This is a genomic window from Deinococcus actinosclerus (genome assembly GCF_001507665.1).
Taxonomy (GTDB): domain Bacteria; phylum Deinococcota; class Deinococci; order Deinococcales; family Deinococcaceae; genus Deinococcus; species Deinococcus actinosclerus.
Map to the genome: position 1 here is coordinate 2115710 of NZ_CP013910.1, position 16656 is coordinate 2132365.

Annotated in this window: 15 protein-coding genes and 1 riboswitch; of the genes, 5 read left to right on the forward strand and 10 right to left on the reverse strand. The window is 69.9% G+C overall.

The genetic code is table 11. The features are described from left to right. Positions 1 to 18: 18 nt before the first annotated feature. Positions 19 to 1050 (reverse strand): homoserine O-acetyltransferase family protein, encoded by a 1032-nt coding sequence (locus AUC44_RS10235; RefSeq protein WP_082689024.1) that lies wholly within the window; start codon positions 1048 to 1050, stop codon positions 19 to 21. After that, positions 1047 to 2384, reverse strand: coding sequence for an O-acetylhomoserine aminocarboxypropyltransferase/cysteine synthase family protein (locus AUC44_RS10240; protein WP_062158539.1), 1338 nt, complete (start codon positions 2382 to 2384; stop codon positions 1047 to 1049). The genes AUC44_RS10235 and AUC44_RS10240 overlap by 4 nt, the downstream gene beginning before the upstream one ends. A gap of 138 nt (positions 2385 to 2522) precedes the next feature. Further along, a riboswitch (SAM riboswitch) is annotated at positions 2523 to 2617 on the reverse strand. Positions 2618 to 2841: 224 nt separating this feature from the next. On the opposite strand from AUC44_RS10240, the gene AUC44_RS10245 reads away from it, so the two are divergent. Continuing rightward, positions 2842 to 4905, forward strand: coding sequence for a zinc metalloprotease (locus AUC44_RS10245; protein WP_062158540.1), 2064 nt, complete (start codon positions 2842 to 2844; stop codon positions 4903 to 4905). Positions 4906 to 4982: 77 nt separating this feature from the next. Here AUC44_RS10245 and AUC44_RS10250 read toward each other — a convergent pair whose 3' ends face one another. The 5 genes from AUC44_RS10250 to AUC44_RS17365 all read right to left on the reverse strand — a co-directional run bounded on the left by AUC44_RS10250 (position 4983) and on the right by AUC44_RS17365 (position 8143). Further along, positions 4983 to 5522, reverse strand: coding sequence for a 3'-5' exonuclease (locus AUC44_RS10250; RefSeq protein WP_062158541.1), 540 nt, complete (start codon positions 5520 to 5522; stop codon positions 4983 to 4985). Between the two features lie 93 nt (positions 5523 to 5615). Next, positions 5616 to 6524, reverse strand: a complete 909-nt coding sequence (locus AUC44_RS10255; protein ID WP_062158542.1) for a hypothetical protein — start codon at positions 6522 to 6524, stop codon at positions 5616 to 5618. 37 nt (positions 6525 to 6561) lie between these two features. After that, entirely contained in the window at positions 6562 to 7071 is a 510-nt protein-coding gene (locus tag AUC44_RS10260; protein WP_231724413.1) for a gluconokinase, read from the reverse strand. Further along, entirely contained in the window at positions 7068 to 7970 is a 903-nt protein-coding gene (uvsE, locus tag AUC44_RS10265; protein WP_062158543.1) for a UV DNA damage repair endonuclease UvsE, read from the reverse strand. Before uvsE ends, AUC44_RS10260 begins: the two co-directional genes overlap by 4 nt. Continuing rightward, positions 7967 to 8143 carry a DUF2256 domain-containing protein gene (locus AUC44_RS17365; protein ID WP_082689025.1) on the reverse strand — a complete coding sequence of 59 codons (177 nt, stop codon included), beginning with the start codon at positions 8141 to 8143 and terminating at the stop codon, positions 7967 to 7969. The genes uvsE and AUC44_RS17365 overlap by 4 nt, the downstream gene beginning before the upstream one ends. A 457-nt stretch (positions 8144 to 8600) precedes the next feature. On the opposite strand from AUC44_RS17365, the gene AUC44_RS10270 reads away from it, so the two are divergent. Beyond that, positions 8601 to 10571 (forward strand): carbohydrate binding domain-containing protein, encoded by a 1971-nt coding sequence (locus tag AUC44_RS10270; RefSeq protein ID WP_062158544.1) that lies wholly within the window; start codon positions 8601 to 8603, stop codon positions 10569 to 10571. A gap of 133 nt (positions 10572 to 10704) precedes the next feature. Here the strand turns inward: AUC44_RS10270 and AUC44_RS10275 are convergent, their stop codons facing one another. The 3 genes from AUC44_RS10275 to AUC44_RS10285 form a co-directional block, all read right to left on the reverse strand. Further along, positions 10705 to 11808, reverse strand: coding sequence for a 3-deoxy-7-phosphoheptulonate synthase (locus AUC44_RS10275; RefSeq protein WP_062158545.1), 1104 nt, complete (start codon positions 11806 to 11808; stop codon positions 10705 to 10707). 209 nt (positions 11809 to 12017) lie between these two features. Next, positions 12018 to 12458, reverse strand: coding sequence for a hypothetical protein (locus AUC44_RS10280; protein ID WP_062158546.1), 441 nt, complete (start codon positions 12456 to 12458; stop codon positions 12018 to 12020). An 81-nt stretch (positions 12459 to 12539) separates the two neighbouring features. Continuing rightward, positions 12540 to 12845 (reverse strand): hypothetical protein, encoded by a 306-nt coding sequence (locus tag AUC44_RS10285; RefSeq protein WP_062158547.1) that lies wholly within the window; start codon positions 12843 to 12845, stop codon positions 12540 to 12542. Positions 12846 to 13019: 174 nt separating this feature from the next. Between AUC44_RS10285 and AUC44_RS10290 the strand changes: the two genes are divergently transcribed. Genes AUC44_RS10290 through AUC44_RS10300 form a run of 3 tightly spaced genes read left to right on the forward strand, consistent with a single transcriptional unit; the run spans position 13020 to position 16591 of the window. Further along, positions 13020 to 14780 (forward strand): circularly permuted type 2 ATP-grasp protein, encoded by a 1761-nt coding sequence (locus tag AUC44_RS10290; protein ID WP_231724414.1) that lies wholly within the window; start codon positions 13020 to 13022, stop codon positions 14778 to 14780. Continuing rightward, positions 14780 to 15733 carry an alpha-E domain-containing protein gene (locus tag AUC44_RS10295; RefSeq protein WP_062158549.1) on the forward strand — a complete coding sequence of 318 codons (954 nt, stop codon included), beginning with the start codon at positions 14780 to 14782 and terminating at the stop codon, positions 15731 to 15733. Before AUC44_RS10290 ends, AUC44_RS10295 begins: the two co-directional genes overlap by 1 nt. Before the next feature lie 33 nt (positions 15734 to 15766). Then, entirely contained in the window at positions 15767 to 16591 is an 825-nt protein-coding gene (locus AUC44_RS10300; protein WP_062158550.1) for a transglutaminase family protein, read from the forward strand. Positions 16592 to 16656 lie beyond the last annotated feature (65 nt).

Below are 16656 nucleotides of genomic sequence, written 5' to 3' on the forward strand. Positions count from 1 at the left end.
TGTGGATTGAGGTGGGGCTCAGGCGGTCAGGAACCCGCTGACCTGCTCTGGCAGGTCGCCCGCGTCCATCAGGAACGCGTCGTGCCCGTGGATGCTGTTCAGTTCGATATACCGCGCGTGCGGGAGGAGTGCCGCGCTGGCCTGCACCTCGGCGGCCGGATACAGCTGATCGCTGCTGATCCCGACGGCCAGGACGGGCGTGCGGATGGTCCGCAGTTCCGCGTCACTGGGCTGGAAGGCGTCCATCGCGCCCGTCAGGGCAACGTAGGTGCGTTCGCAGAAGCGCGCCTGAAGCTTCTCGCCCTGGTGGTGCAGGTAGGACGTGATGGCGGGAACGCCCGGGGCGCGCTGCCCAGTTTGCGTGGCGGCGAAACTCTCGGGGCTGCGGTAGGAGAGCATGGCGATCTGCCGCGCGACCTTCAGCCCCTCCCCGCCGGGCGCGGCGCGAATGGCGCTGCGGGCAGCCGTGTTCAGGCCGATGGCCCACGGGGAGTGGCGGGCCGGGGCACCGATGATCACGGCCTTCTCGACCAGGTCCGGGCATTCGAGCAGCCACGCATACGCGAGCATGCCGCCCATGCTGCCGCCTACGATCCGCACGCGCTTCACGCCCAGCTGCTCCAGCAGGGCGCGGCCCGCACGGGCCAGGTCGCGCAGGGTCAGCGGGGCGTCCTGGCCGCCCAGAGTGGGCAGGTCGGCGGGGCCGCTGCTGCCCGCGCAGCCGCCCAGGACATTGGCGCAGATCACGTAATCGCGCGCGGGGTCGAGGGGTTTGCCCGCTCCCAGGAAATCCGGCCACCACTCGTGCACGGCGCTCGTGCCGGTCAGGGCGTGCAGGACCAGGGTGGCGGTCTCCTGCGGCTGGCCGTAGGTGTGGTAGGCGAGACGGACGTCACTGACGGGCAGGCCGCAGTCGAGCAGCAACGGGGCGGTGCGGAACAGCCGCGCGACCCGCAGGCGAGGGCGTTCCCCGGCCTGACATCGTTCGGGCGTGTCATCCGGCGCCGTCAGCGGGAAGAGGGTGGACGCGGGGTGCGTCAGGGCGGTCACGCTTCCTCTCCGACGGTGTCGCCTGCCTCGACCAGCGCGGCGGCCAGCGCCTGCGCGAAGTCCTCGCGGATGTCGTCAATGTGCTCGATGCCCACCGACACGCGCACCAGTCCCGGCGTGACCCCGGCGGCGCGCTGCGCGGCCTCCTCCAGCTGGCTGTGCGTGGTGCTGGCCGGGTGGATCACCAGCGTGCGGGTGTCCCCCACGTTCGCCACGTGCTGCGCCAGCGCGACCGAACGGATGAACGCCTCGCCCGCCGCGCGCCCGCCGCGCAGCTCGAAGGTCAGCACGGCGCCCGCCCCGCGCGGCAGGTAATGCTGCGCGCGGTCGTAGTGCGGGTGGTTGCTCAGGCCGGGGTACGTGACGCGCGCCACGTCCGGATGCGCGGCCAGCCAGGAGGCCAGTGCGTGCGCGTTCTGCGCGTGCCGTTCGGCGCGCAGGCTCAGGGTTTCCAGGCCCTGCAGGAACTGCCACGCCTGCTGCGGGGCCAGCGTGGGGCCCAGGTCACGCAGGCCCTCGGTGCGGGCGCGGATGATGAACGCCACGTTCGGCAGGCCCAGCGGGTTGCCCGCCCCGAAGGTCTCCCAGAAGTTCAGGCCGTGGTAGCTGGGGCTGGGTTCGGTCATCAGCGGGTAGCGGCCGTTGCCCCAGTCGAAGGTGCCGCCGTCCACGATCACGCCGCCGATGCCGTTGCCGTGCCCGCCGATCCACTTGCTCGCGGAGTGCAGCACCACGTCCGCGCCGTGCCTGAGGGGCTGGCAGTAGTACCCGCCCGCACCGAAGGTGTTATCCACGATCACCGCGACGCCCTGCGCGTGCGCGGCGGCCGCGATCGCCTCGAAATCCGGGATGTTCAGCGCGGGGTTGCCGATGGTCTCCAGGTACACGGCGCGCGTGCGGTCGTCGATCAGCGCCGTGAATTCCTCGGGGCGCTCGTCGCGGCTGGTGAAGCGCACCTCGATCCCGAGGCGTTTCAGGGTCACGCGGAACTGGTTCACGGTCCCGCCGTACAGGTTCGGGCTGGACACGATGTTGTCCCCCGCCTGCGCGACGTTCGTGATCGCCAGGAACTGCGCGGCGTGCCCACTGGCGACCGCGAGCGCCCCGACGCCGCCCTCCAGCGCCGCCACGCGCTCCTCGAACACGGCGTTCGTGGGGTTCATGATCCGGCTGTAGATGTTCCCGAACTGCCGCAGCCCGAACAGGTCCGCCGCGTGCTCCGGGGACTGGAACACGTAGCTGTTCGTGGGGTAGATGGGCGTCTGCTGCGCGCCCGTGGTGGGGTCGGGCTTCTGCCCGGCGTGAACCTGCAAGGTCTCGAATTTGTGCGCCATGACTGCGCCTCCTGGGGTGGGGTGCGTCGGTGGGGCGCCAGATACGAAGGCAGCGCCCCTGCTCGTGGGATGCGAGAAGGGGCGCTGAGATATCACCGCGTGACCTTCCCTCTTGCTCCCCGGCGGCGGTCATCGTTGACCCGCCTGCGGGGCTGGCCTTGGCACCGTGACGTGATGAGGTCCGGTTGCCGCGCCGTCAACGAGCCAGGTCTCTCGGGCGCTCTGAAGTGGGTCGCTCCACGCGGGAGCTACCGAAGAGGGTAGCGCGCGCTGGCCGGCAGGGTCAAGGTGACCGGTCAGCTGCGCCGGGCTGCATACCTACACACCTGTTTGGGGGAACAGGAGTAGGATGAGCAGGTCATTCCATTCAGATGTGCTCTGCGTGACCCGCCGGGCATGACACGGACCCACCCTGATCCAGCGCGGATCTCTCACGCCCCCACCCATCAGGAGTCTCATGAACCACAAACTTGTTGCCACTGCCCTGCTGAGCGCCGCCCTCCTGGCCGGCTGCACCAGCCCCAACGCCACCACCACGCCCACCCCGGGCACTGAACCCGGTCAGAGCGCCTTCGGCGTCCTGCAGGCCCTGAAACCCGGGGTGCAGGACACCATCAATACGAAGCTGAAGGTGAACATCGTATTCGTCGGCTACCGCCAGACCCCTCCCGGTCAGCCCGCCACGGCCCGGCAGATCAACACCCAGGATTTCGATCAGCGCCTCCCTGGCAGCTACGACGCCGTGAACCGCATTCCCAGCGCGTACGGCCGCACTGAGAAGACCGGGACCAGCTTCGATTTCGATTACAACTATGTCTTTGCCGACCAGAGCTTCGAGGATGATTTCTTCAAGTTCGTGCAGTCTGCCGGCGCTGAAAAACCCCTGACCGTGCAGCAGAGCGTGTACAACTGCCAGAGCTCGGACCCGGACACCGGCCTGCCCGACTGCGACGCGCCCGCCGGGAACATCAACCGCGTCATCACCGGCAACTTCGAGATCGACGCCCTGAAGACCGAGAACTGGCTGGCGGACAACGGCGCGCGCGTCGGCGTGAAGAACGGCGAGTACACCATCTACTTCGTGAACTGGTATGACCGCCCCGACTTCAAGTTCCACAGCTACACCCGCGCCGACGCGGCCGACACCGACACCGGCACGAAATTCGGCGCGCGTGGCAGCCGCCGCCTGATCGCCTGGGGCGGCAGCGCCCGCGAGAACGCCCCCGCGCAGCGCGTATGGTTCTACGACCTCTCCGCCAACCCCGACCCCTGGACGAATGCCTACGACGTGACCAACGACGACGTGGACGGTGACGGCGCGGCCGACTACCGCATGCCTCCCGTCTGGGAGTACGGCACCCGCAAGGCCAGCATCGGCTACGGCCGCAAGGTCAGCCCCGATCTGGCCCTGGTGGCGCGCTACACCGCCATCAACCTGCTGTTCACGCCCAGTCCCATCTACCGCGCGGCGCTGACGCCCCCCGACATGCCCGAGAAGATCAACCTGGACGTGCACGTCGAGCAGGGCGAGGGCGCCACCGACCCCACCCGGCTGCTGAACAGCGCGCTGCTGCAGGACCGCGTGAAGGTGCTCCAGCCGTTCACGACCTTCAGCTCCACGCGCAAGACCACCGCGCTCGACGGTGACCTGGCCGACGTGTACAAGTGCTTCTTCCCGGTCGTGGCCGACGACATCTGCTCGCCGGACTACGCGGACTTCAGCGGCGAGAAACTCTTCCAGTTCGGCGTGAAGGAACTGCGCGAGGAGTACAAGGCCACGCCCGCAGGCACGTACCAGCTGCCCATCTACTCGTTCAACGACAACCAGGACAGCCAGGGCGGCCTGCTGGGCGTCGCCTACGACGACGGCGAGACCGGTACCCAGAGCTTCGTGTACTCCTTCCTCACGCCCGGCCTGGTCGCCGCCGGATACGGCTTCACCGACACCACGGTGCACGAGACGGGTCACCACCTCAGCCTGAGCCACCCGCACGACGGGTACGACAGCGAGCAGGACCTCTCCTACGGGCCCAGCGGGCAGTTCTACTTCGTGAACACCGGCGACCAGAGTGCTTCAATCATGTCCTACAACGACCTGTCGCGCACCTTCGGGCAGTTCAACCTGGACAGCCAGTACCGCTACCTGACGGCCGCCTACCTGAACAACACCAACGCCATCCTGGAACTCGTGCGCCGCGCCAACAAGGCGGGAACGGTCAGCAGCGCCGCGCAGGGCGCCGACAGCAAGTTCGTGCAGGCCAAGACGAAGTACGACGCCCTGGATTACCTGGGGGCAGCGCAGCTCGCGCACGAGGGCTACCGCAGCGTCCTGAACGCCGCGAAGAGTGCGGGCGTGCCCGTCACTGCGTACAAGTGGTACGAGAACCTCAACGGCCTTGAAGGCCTGAGCGTCGGCAAGGGCGCGAAGATGCGCTTCAGCCCCACCTTCAAGGCCCAGACGGGCGTGGTCGTCTTCCCCGAGGAGACCGCGCAGCAGCGCAAACTCCGCCTGATGAAATAAGGCCTCCGCGCCGCAGGAACCCGGTCGCGCTGGCCGGGTTCTTCCCTTGCCAGTTCAGCCGCCGACCTCGCCCGGACTCAGGTCTGCTTGAGCAGGTCCATCAGGCGCAGGTACGCCTGCGCGGTGACCTGCACGTCCCCGAAGGAGCGGTGACGCCCACCGGGCGCGAAGTTCAGGCCCAGGCGCTCCGCGAGGACGGTCAGGTTGTGGGCGCGCTCCCTCGGAAAGGCACGGCGCGAGAGCTGCACCGTGCAGTATTCCGCCTGCGGGTTCCAGTGCAGGCCGGCGCGGGCGGCGTTGGCGCGCATGAATCCGGCGTCGAAGCCGACGTTATGCGCCACGACCGGCCAGCCGTTCACGAACTCCAGGAACTCGGGCAGAACCTCGCCGATGGTGGGCGAGGCGCGCACCATGTCGTTGCTGATGCCATGCACCTGCTCGGCGCGCCAGGGGATCAGGAGGGGCCGGCCCTCGGCGGTGGTGGGGCGCACCAGGGTCTCGTAGCGCTGCGTCTCGTCCACCTGACCGTCCACGATGCGCACCGCGCCGATCTCGACGATGCCGTCGCGTTCCGGCGAGAGGCCCGTGGTTTCCAGGTCGAACACGACAACATTCACGCCCCGCAGGGTAGCGCGTGCGGGGCGTGAACGGGAGGCAGGTCGGCGCGCTGGGCAGGTCGGCGCGCTGGGCAGGTCGGCGCGCTGGGCAGGTCAGCGCACGAGCAGGGGTTCGTACGCCGTCTTGACCGCGCCGTTCGCGAAGGTCAGCCGCGCGATGGTGTTGAGGCTGGTCACCGTGCGGCCCGGCACCTTCTTCACGGCGAGGCTGACATTCAGGTCGATCACGCGGCCCTGCTGGGTCAGGCGCGGGTCGAGCGGGCCGGGCGCGCGGCCCGGCAGCCACAGTTCCTTCGCCGGCAGGAGTGTCTTGACGTACTGGCCGTTCTGGACGTACTCGATCTCGTACTGGAGTTCGGCCTTCACGACCGGGCTCTGCTCGCCCTTGGTGGTAACGCGCAGGGTGCAGCGCGCCGCCTCGCCCATGGTCAGGTAGCTGTTCGTGCCGCCCGCGCCCACGCAGGTGGTGAAGGTCCAGGTGTTCAGCTTGGTGGGGCCGCTGCTGATCGTGACCGGGGCAGGGGCGGTGCGGGTCAGGTAGGCGCGGTCGGCCCTGACCGTGAAATCGGTGGTGCTGTCCCAGAGTTCGCAGCCTACGTCCGAGGCGCGTTCGTCAGGAGCTCTGACCAGGGTGCGGGTGCTCATGGCGGCGTAACAGGGTTCGACCGGGCCGGTATACGGCACGTAGCCCAGGGCGAGTTTCTGCATCTGCTGGAAGGCCTGCCGGTCGGCGGTGGCGTTCAGCCCGTCATTGCGGACCCACAGTTGGACGCTGACGACGCGGCTGCCGGGCTCACCGGATTCGCGCGTGACGGTCAGTCCCTGGTAGCGGGTGAACGGATACTGCCAGTCGCGGCCCCACACGAACGGTTCGCCGCAGCTGTACTGCTGGCAGAAGGCCGACTGCTGAATCTGGGTGGTGGTGACGCTGCTCCCGATGATGCCGGCGGCGCTGGCGGGGGCGAGCAGCAGGGCGGGGAGGAAGCTCAGGAGTCGCGGCATGTCCGCAGCGTAAGTGGCGGGGTCGGGCGGCGCTGCCTCAGGTGACCTTGAGTGCAGTGAGGGCCTGTGCTAGCAGCGCCGTGGGGGTCGTGGCGGGGGTGACGGGCAGGGTGAGGACGTCGTGCTCGCCCTGCTGAGGGGCCTCCAGGGTGGCGAGCTGTGAGGGGAGCAGGTCCGCCCCGGCGTAGTGGCCGGGCCGCTGGCGCAGGCGCGCAGCCAGCAGGGGTTCGGGGACGTCCAGGTACAGGAACCGGGTCCCGGGCGCGCGAAGCGCGTCGCGGTAGGTGCGCTTCAGGGCCGAGCAGGCCAGCACCACGCGCCCCTGGGCGTCCAGTTCGGCGCGCAGCCGGGCCAGCCAGGGGGCGCGGTCGGCGTCGGTCAGGCCGTGCCCGGCGTGCATGCGTTCACGGGCCTGGGAGGTGTGGTAGTCGTCGCCGTCCAGGAAGGGGGCGTGCAGCGCGGCGCCCAGGGCGCGGCCCAGGGTGCTCTTGCCGCTGCCGGAGACCCCCATGACGACCACGCGCAGGGGACTGTGGGAGGGCGTCACGCGGTCAGGGCAGGGGCGCAGGCCCCCAGGGCGACCAGGGCTTCTTCCTTGCCCTTGGCCTCCACCTCGATCCAGGGCACGTCGTGGTACGCGCTGGGCAGCTGATCGATCAGCCAGCTGTGGCGGCGGTCCTGCGGGCCGTCCAGGCCGTTGCTGAGGTGCACGACCTGCCACTCCGGCGGGCTCCAGGTGCGGCGGGCGGCCAGGACCCACTCGCGCACGCTGGGGTCCTCCTGATCGGGCAGGCGGTCGTGGACGACATGGTGGTGCGCGTCGAAGATCAGCGGGGTGCCGGTGGCCTCGCAGACGGGCAGCAGGTCGCGGGGGCTGTAGGCGCGCTCGTCGTTTTCCAGGCCCAGGCGCAGGCGGACCGCGTCGGGCAGGTCGGGAATGATCGCCTGGAGTTCCTGGGCGCGGCCGCCCTTGCCGCCGTGCAGGAGCAGGAGGTTCCAGGTGCTGCGCTCCAGGTTCAGGGCGTCCATGACCTGCGCGTGGGTGGTGATGGCCCGCAGGCTGCTCGCGCGGACCTCGGGGCGGTCGCTGTTCAGCACGATGAACTGCTCGGGGTGCATCAGCACGCGGATACCGTGGTCCTGGAAGGCGTGCCCGGCGTCCCGAAGCTGCGGGGCGAGATGGGCGAGGACCTGCGCGCCGGTGTCGTCCCCGTCCAGGTCCAGCATGGGAAAGAGGCTGGAACTCAGGCGGTACAGGCGGATGGCGCGCGCGGCGCAGTAGTCGGCGGCGCGGCGCACGCGGGCGACGTTGTCGGCGTACAGGTCGAGCAGCGTGCCGTACCGCTGCGCCGGGGGCAGGGCGCGGTAGCGGGTGAGGGTGATGGTGCGGAAGCGGATCTCGGGCCCGGTGGTCAGGCACACGAGGCCGTAGGCGGGGCCGGTCATTCGGTCCTGCGTTTCGCGGCCGAGCGGCAGCGGTCGGAGCAGTACTTGACGGTGTCCCAGTCGCGTTCCCATTTCTTGCGCCACGTGAACGGGAGGCCGCAGTGGGCGCAGGTCTTGCTGGGGCGCTGGCTGGGCGGGCGTCCGCCGCCGAAGGTGCGTTCCGGGCGAGGCATATCCCCCAGCATGGGCCGATCTGGCGTGCCCTTCCGTAGCGGGGGGTGAAGTTCCCTTCACGGCAGGTCAGGCGGGCCATTCGTTCGCCTGGAAAACTTATACCGATCTTCGGGCAGAGGACCGCGAACCAGCGGAGGTGAGCCCGGTCCATACCGGAACCGGGCTGCGCGGCGTGTGGGGCGACGCCAGTCCGCCCTCCGGAGCGGCACCACCCGAATTCGTGGGTGAGCGAGCGCTATACGCCGCACGCTCCATTCGTTCGCCGGATAGCCAGATTAGGCGTCCTGCCGCGCGAATCCCGGCTTTCGCCTCTGCCTTGACAGCGCTTTCAGCTTGGCTTACGCTCCGGTCAATCCACCGTCCACCGACCCCACCCAGCCGGGGTCACCCCTGTCGTCACGTCCCAGCGGGCGCGGCGCGTCCCGTTCCTGCGCCTGTGGGCGCCCAGGAGGTCTCATGTCCCGTTCTCCCCTGCCCGTCCTCCTCCCCCTGTCCCTGCTGCTCGGCGCCTGCACCCTCACGGACGCCAGCAGCGCCACACCCGTCTGGCAGGACGAATTCAGCGGCACCGGCCTCGACACCAGCAAATGGAGCTACCAGACCGGCAACGGGTTCACGGCCGGCACGGACTACGTGGCCGGGTGGGGCAACAACGAACTGGAGTACTACACCGACCGCGCCAGCAACGTCAGCGTGCAGGGCGGCACCCTCGTCATCACCGCCCGCAGGGAGAAGATCACCGGCCCTGCTGGCCGCACCGCCGGCACCTTCGACTGGACGTCCGGCCGTATCCGCACCGCCGGGAAGTTCAGCCGCGCGTACGGCAAGTTCGAGATCCGGGCCAAGTTCCCCAGAGGCAAGGGGTTCTGGCCCGCCATCTGGATGCTGCCCGAGGAACCCAGCCCCTACGCCAGCTGGGCCGCGAACGGCGAGATCGACATCGCCGAGGGATGGGGCAGCAGACCCACGGAGGTCGCGCACACCATCCACTACGGCGGCGTGTGGCCGAACAACGTGTACGCCAGCAAGACCGCCAGCTACCCGAACGCGGGCAGCATGGACCAGTGGCACACCTACACCCTGCAGTGGACGCCCGGCAAGATCCAGTGGCTGATCGACGGGCAGGTCACCAGCGAGAAGACCCAGTGGTGGAGCGCCAAGAACAATCCCCCCAGCAGCGACGCCGACCTGAACGCCTGGCCCGCCCCCTTCGACCGGCCCTTCTACCTGCTGCTGAATCTCGCCGTGGGCGGCAACTTCGACGGGAACCCCGACGCGACCACCCCCGACCAGGGCCAGATGCTCGTGGACTACGTGCGCGTGTACGGCATGCAGACCGAGACCGGCAGCGCCGGACCGCGCCCCGACATGACCTACCCCTGGACGCCGAAACCCGCCCGCCCGGCCCTGAGCGACGGGAACCTCGTGTACAACGGGTCCTTCGACTGGGCCGACACCGACCCGCGCGTGACGCCCGACACGAGCAGCCTCAGCAGCGCGGCGAACAGCAGGTTCTGGACGCTGTACACCAGTGACGGGCAGGTCACCCTGAGCAACGACGCAGGGGCCCTCAAAGCCGACGTCACCAATGCGGGCAGCGTGAACTACGCCGTGCAGGTCCGCCAGGACGGCCTGAACATCGAGTCCGGCGGCCGGTACGAGGTCAGCTTCGACGCCTGGGCGCAGAGCGCCCGCCCCATGATGCTCAAGGTCGGCGGCGGGCAGGACCGCGGGTACGCCGCGTACTCCGGCGAGCGGGCCGTGCAGATCGGCACCACGAAGGAACGCAAGACCGTCACCTTCGACATGAAGGCCACCACCGACGCCGCCGCCCGCCTGGAATTCAACCTCGGGAACGCCGGCACCGGCCCGGTGTGGTTCGACAACGTGGTCGTGCGGCGCGTCGGGACGGCCGCCGGGGCGCGCCCACCCGCCGCGGACGGCAACCTGCTGTACAACGCCGCGTTCACGCAGGACGCCACCGCCACCGTCCCCGGCATCGCGGGCGTGCCCGGCACTGCGTACTGGACCGCCTGGAGCAACGTGCCCGAACGCCTGAGCGCGGGCGTCAGCGGCGGCGTGATCACCCTGAACGTCAGGGACGTGGACCCCGCGAACAACTGGCACGTGCAGCTGAACCAGACCGAGGTCCCCCTGACCGCCAGGAAGTCCTACACCCTGACCTTCAGGGGCCGGGCCAGCGACGCCCGCGAGGTCGCCGTGGTCATCGGCGAGAACGGCGGCAGCTACGCCCGCTACCTGGACGGCAAGGCCGCCCTGGGCGCCACCGAGCAGACCTTCACGTACACCTTCACGGCGCCCGTCACGAACCCGGCCGCGCAGTTCCAGCTTCTCGGCGCGGTCGGCGCGGCGGGCAGCAGCTACGGCCTGAGCTTCCGTGACTTCCGCCTCGTGCAGAATCCCTGACCTGAACGGGGCCTCTCCCTCACCCTGGCAGGCGTCCGGGGTGGGGGGCTGGTTTCACGGCGGTCACCCAACTCACTCGGAGGCCCTGAGGATGCTCCCCGAGACCTCCGAAGGCTGCGGCCGGATCGTGTGGTCAGCCGCTGACGGTCTCGCGGCCCGCCGCCTGCTTCTCCAGTGCGGCGTGCGCCTCGAGCAGCAGCGCCTCGGTCTCGTCCCAGCCGACGCAGGCGTCCGTGACGCTCAGGCCGGGCACCAGGGTGCTGAGGTCCTTGGGAATGCCCTGCTTGCCGGGACGGAGGTTGCTCTCGATCATCAGGCCCCTCACGGCGCTCTGCCCGGCGGCGCGCTGGTGCAGCACGTCGCGCCACACGAGGCTCTGGCGGGTGTGATCCGAGCCGCTGTTGGCGTGCGAGCAGTCCACCATGACGGCCGGGGTCAGGCCGGCGGCGGTCATGAGGTCGGCGGCCTCCTTCACGAACTGCGGGGCGTAGTTGGGGCCGCCGCGGCCGCCGCGCAGGATGACGTGCCCGTCGGGGTTGCCGAGCGTATGGACGATGCAGGCCTGCCCGTCGTCGTCGATGGTGAAGAACGCGTGCGAGGCGCGCGCGGCGACGATGGCGTCCACGGCGAGTTTGATGCCGCCGCCCGTGCCGTTCTTGAAGCCCATCGGGGCGGACACGGCGCTGCTCATGACGCGGTGCGTCTGGCTTTCGGTGGTGCGGGCACCCAGGCAGGCCCAGGCGACCGCGTCGAACACGTACTGCGGGGCGAACGGGTCGAGGAGTTCCGTGGCGACCGGCAGGCCCAGCTCGCTGACCTGCACCATCAGCTTGCGGGTGAGTTCCAGGCCCTTGTTGATGTCGTTCGCGCCGTTCATGTCGGGGTCAAGCAGGTAGCCGCGCCAGCCGACGGTGGTGCGGGGTTTGTCCACGTACACCCGCATGTGCACTTCCAGCCGGTCTCCCACCCGTTCGCGCAGCGCGGCGAGGCGGCGGGCGTAGTCGAGCGCCTGCTCGTGGTCGTGGATGGAGCAGGGCCCCACCACCACGAGCAGCCGGTCGTCGCGGCCATGCAGGATGTCCTGCGCGGCGCGGCGGCCCGCGAGCACCGTCGCCTCGGCCTGCGGGGTCAGCGGGTGCAGGGCCTTCAGGGCGCGGGGGGTGATCAGGGGCGTGAAGCCGCTGACGTTCAGGTTCTCGGTGCGGCCGGCGTGGATGGTGGGTTCGGGGTGCGTCATGGCGGGGCTCCTGGGGTGTAAGGCAGCGCCCGGTGGCTTGTGGGCTCACCGGGCGTCGGGGGTGGAATGCAAGCGCGACTAGGCCCGGTGGGAACCGAACCAATAAAAGAAGAAGCCGCGCGGGGTCATGCCCTGAAGTGTAGGCCCACCCCCCGGCGTGAACCGGGTGGGCGGTCTAGGGCACCGGCAGACAGGCCGCGCCGCCCGCCTCAGGGCAGGTAGGGTTTCAGCGCCACCTGGATGGCGGGCGCGTCCGCCAGCTGCGCGGGGTTCAGGTGCAGCACCGTGACGATGGCCCGCTGCGCGCCGGCGGCCTCGGTGGCCGGCGTGGGGGGGCGGCGGCGGTCCCGGCCGTACGAGCGGGAGGACAGAATGATGCCCGCAAACGGCGTCTGCGTGCGGGGATTGACCAGCACGTAATCCACCTTCACCTGCGCCTTCTGGGCCAGGGTGCCCTGGGGCCGCGCGGGCAGCACCTCGAAGGCCAGCACGTCCCTGAGGATGGTGGGCCCGCGCACCTCGACCGGCTGGTCCTGCAGCGCCAGGCGAAGTTGCTGCTCGAACCGGTCTTCCTGGCGTGACCGTTCGGTCCGCGGCGCCTTCGCACCTGGACGCTCGACCTCTCCCCGTTTCAGGAAATGCAGCGGCATGGATCATGGTACGCGCTGGGGCGCGCCTGCCGCTGCGCCCGCCCGTCAGGGGCATCCGCACCGGCCCGGGGGGGCCCCGGCTCAGCCCTGGGCGATGCGGCGCAGGTTCTCGACGCGGGTGGCCAGTTCCGGCAGTTCGAGGGCGCGCAGGGCCTTGGTCGTGCGGGCCAGGCCGGCGTCGTCCACGCGGCCCTGGTTCCAGCCGGCGATCAGCATGGCGCAGCCCTGCAGGGCGTCACTGACGGTTTCCTTGTGGAACATCGCGGCCAGGGTGCCGCTCTGGGCCGGCGCGGTCTGCTGCGCCTGAGCCTGCACGTCCAGCACGACCTGCATGAACACCTGATCCAGGCGGGCCCGGTCGTCGGCTTGAATGGGGGTTCCGGTCATGGGGCGCAGTGTATCCCGGGCCGTGCGGCTTTCTTCATGTCGCCTCTCATGACTCGCGGGGGCGCGGGAGCGCTGCGTATCTTGGTGCATCTCAGGGGATGCGGGGAGGGCAGGACTGCAATGAAGTACGAGCCGGGGAGCAGGTTTTATGACGAGATGGTCACCGCTGATGGCGTGGCACGCGCCCATTACCAGGGGGTGCAGGCGTACCTGGACGCCCTGGGGGTGAGCGAGTTCCGGCGGCGGCATCAGCTGCTGGATCTGGCGTTCCGCAATCAGGGGATCACGTTCACGGTCTACGGTGACGCGCAGGGGACCGAGCGCACCTTCCCGTTCGATCCGGTGCCGCGCATCATTCCGGCGACCGAGTGGTCGCATATCGAGGCGGGGCTGACCCAGCGGGTAAGGGCGCTGAACGCCTTCCTGACCGACATCTACAGTGGCGCGCAGATTCTCGGGGACGGCGTCATCCCGGCGGAACTGGTGTACACGAGCGCCCACTTCCGGCGCGAGGTGCACGGGGTGCTCCCGCCGGGCGGGGTGTTCACCCACGTGGTCGGCACGGACCTGATCCGCAACGAGCAGGGCGAGTACCTGGTGCTCGAGGACAACCTGCGCTCGCCGAGCGGCGTGTCGTACCTGCTGGCCAACCGGCAGGCGATGACCCGGGTGTACCCGGGCATGTTCGAGGGGCAGGGCGTGCGGCCGGTGCAGCACTACGCCTCGGCGCTGCTGCGACTGCTGCTCGACAGCAGCCCGCGCGAGAACGGTACGGTGGTCGTCCTGACGCCGGGGATGTACAACAGCGCGTACTTCGAGCACGCCTACCTGGCGCAGCAGATGGGCGTGGAACTGGTCGAGGGGCGTGACCTGTTCGTGGACGGCGGCCGGGTCTGGATGCGCACGACCGGCGGCCGTCAGCAGGTGGACGTAATCTACCGCCGCGTGGACGACGACTTCCTGGACCCGCTGGCGTTCCGCCGGGACAGCGCGCTGGGCGTGGCCGGACTGGTGGACGTGTACCGGCAGGGGCGCGTGGCGATCGCCAACGCCATCGGGACGGGCGTCGCGGACGACAAGGCGGTGTACGCCTACGTGCCCGACATGATCCGCTACTACCTGAACGAGTCGCCGGTCCTGAACAACGTGCCCACCTACCTGGGCTGGAACGCCGAACATCTGGAGTTCATGCTCGCGAACGCGCAGGAACTGGTGTTCAAGTCGGTGGGCGAGGCGGGCGGGTACGGCATGCTGATCGGCCCGGACGCCACGCGGGACGAGGTGCGGGCGTACCTGGAGAAGGTGCGGCGCGATCCGCGCGACTTCATCGCCCAGCCGGTGGTGGGCCTGTCGCGGCACCCGACCTTCTACCCCGACAGCGGCGGGTTCGAGGCGGCGCACGTGGACCTGCGGCCGTACATCCTCTTCGGGCAGGACGTGACGATCGTGCCGGGCGGCCTGACGCGCGTGGCGCTGCGCCGGGGCAGCCTGGTCGTGAACAGCTCGCAGGGGGGCGGCAGCAAGGACACCTGGGTCCTCGATCACGACGGTCCGGCGGCGCCGCTGGGCATGACGCAGCTGCTGCACGGAACGACCGATCCGGTCGGCGGGCAGGGCCAGCGTCAGACGCAGTCCCAGTCGGGCGGCGGGCAGGCGCAGTCACAGTCGCAATCCCAGTCGCAGTGGCAGGGGGGCTTCGGGGCGGTGCCGCTGGGCGAGCCGCTGTCTCCCGACTCGCTGGCCGTGCTGGCCGACCAGGCGGCGCTGCACCGCGCGCAGGCGGCCGACGAGGCGCAGGTGGCGGCCTACGGCGAGAGTCAGCGCGCCCCGGAGGGTCCGCCGCCCGCAGGCGTGGCGTCCGGGCGCAGCGGGCCGCAGTCGTACCAGCAGCAGCTGGAAAAGGATCAGCTGGACGCTGACGGGGAGGACCGCTGATGCTGCTGCTGTCTCGACTGGCGGAGAACCTGTTCTGGATGGGCCGCTACATGGAACGCGCCGAGAACACGGCGCGGCTCCTGAGCGTGAACTACTACGCCACCCTGGAATCGGCAGGCAGCGCCCGCGACCACTGGCGCCCGCTGCTTGATCTCACGGGGGGCGAGGGGGCCCTGCGCGCTCACTACGGCCGGGTGGACGCCCGCAGCGTGGGGTCGTGGCTGGCGTTTGACCGCGAGAATCCATCCAGTATCGCCAGCAGCCTCGCGTTTGCCCGCTCAAACGCGCGGGGCCTGCGCGACCGGATTCCCAGCGAGATGTGGGAGGCCGTGAACCGCGCGTACCTGAACCTGTGCTTTGAGACCGGCGACATCCTCGACCGGGACGGGCTGTTCGAGTTCTGCGTGGCGGCGCGCGACGCGTCGCAGTTCTTCTTCGGGATCGCGTTCGCCACCCTGCCGCGCGACGAGGGCTGGTCGTTCATGCGCGCCGGTCAGATGCTGGAGCGGGCGGACAACACGCTGCGCGTCCTGCAGGGCCGCCTGACACCCGAGGCCCTGCGCGGCGCGCTGGAGCCGGCCGCGGCCGTGCAGATCGAGCAGCGCTGGGCGCAGGTGCTCAAGGGGGCCAGCGCCTACGAGGCGTACCGCAAGCGCATCCACGCGGGCATCAATCCGCGGCTGATCGCCGGCTTCCTGCTGCTCGACGAGTACTTCCCGCGCAGCGTGCGCTACAGCGTGCAGAACCTGCACGACGCGCTGGAGCAGATTCACCGCTGTCACCCCGGCGAGCATCCGGAGGTGCTGCGCCTGTCGCGCTGGCTGGTGGCCCGCCTGGAATTCGCGCAGGTCGACGACATCCTGACCCGGCAGCAGCCGGGCCTGCCCGACCTGCTCGTCGATGTGAACGGCGTGGGCGCCGCGATCACCGCGGCGTACTTTGAGCAGGAATGAGGCGCGGCGGGCAAGGGTTCAGGGAGGTGAACGGTGCGCTGTGAGATCCGGCACGTGACCGAGTACCGCTACCCGCAACCGGCGTGGGATTCGTTCAATCAGGTCCGCCTGCATCCCACGCAGGAGGCGCGGCAGGCCGTGCGGTCGTTCCACCTGCATGTGGTGCCTCAGGCCGAGGTCACCTCACACAAGGACTATTTCGGCGCGATCGTGCATCACGTGCACGTGCACGACCAGCACACCCAGCTGCGGATTGAGGCGCAGGCGATGGTGGACACCCACGCGCTGCCCGACCCGGGGCCGACCCCGGTGATGGCCCTGCGCGGCACGCGCGGTCCCCTGACCGAGTTTCTGGTGCCGTGTCAGCGGGTCCCGGCCGGGCCCTGGCCAGAGGTGTTCGGGGTGACCCGCCCGGGCGAGCAGGACGATCTGGGCGAGTACCTGCAGCACCTCAACTCGTTCCTGTACTCGCAGTTCACCTATGACGCCAGGGCCACGACAGTCAGCACCCCCCTGGCGGAATTCGCCCAGCACAGGCGGGGCGTGTGCCAGGACTTCACGCACGCGATGCTGGGCATCACCCGGCAGCTGGGCATCCCGTCGCGGTACGTGAGCGGCTACCTGTACAGCGGCGGCGAGATGCGCGGCGCGGAGGCCACCCACGCCTGGGTCGAATGCTTTATCCCGGAGTACGGGTGGCTGGGGCTGGACCCCACGAACAACTGCGTGGCGCGCGAGAAGCACATCAAGATCGGGCATGGGCGCGAGTACAGCGACGTCTCGCCGGTGCGCGGCACGTACTACGGGGGCGGCAAGGGCAGCATGTCGGTGGCGGTGTACGTGTACGGCGAAACCTAGCGTCCGCCCAGCGGCAGGTGGTAGCGAGGCGGGCCCCCAGGTGACCGGGAGCCCGCCTGCCGCTG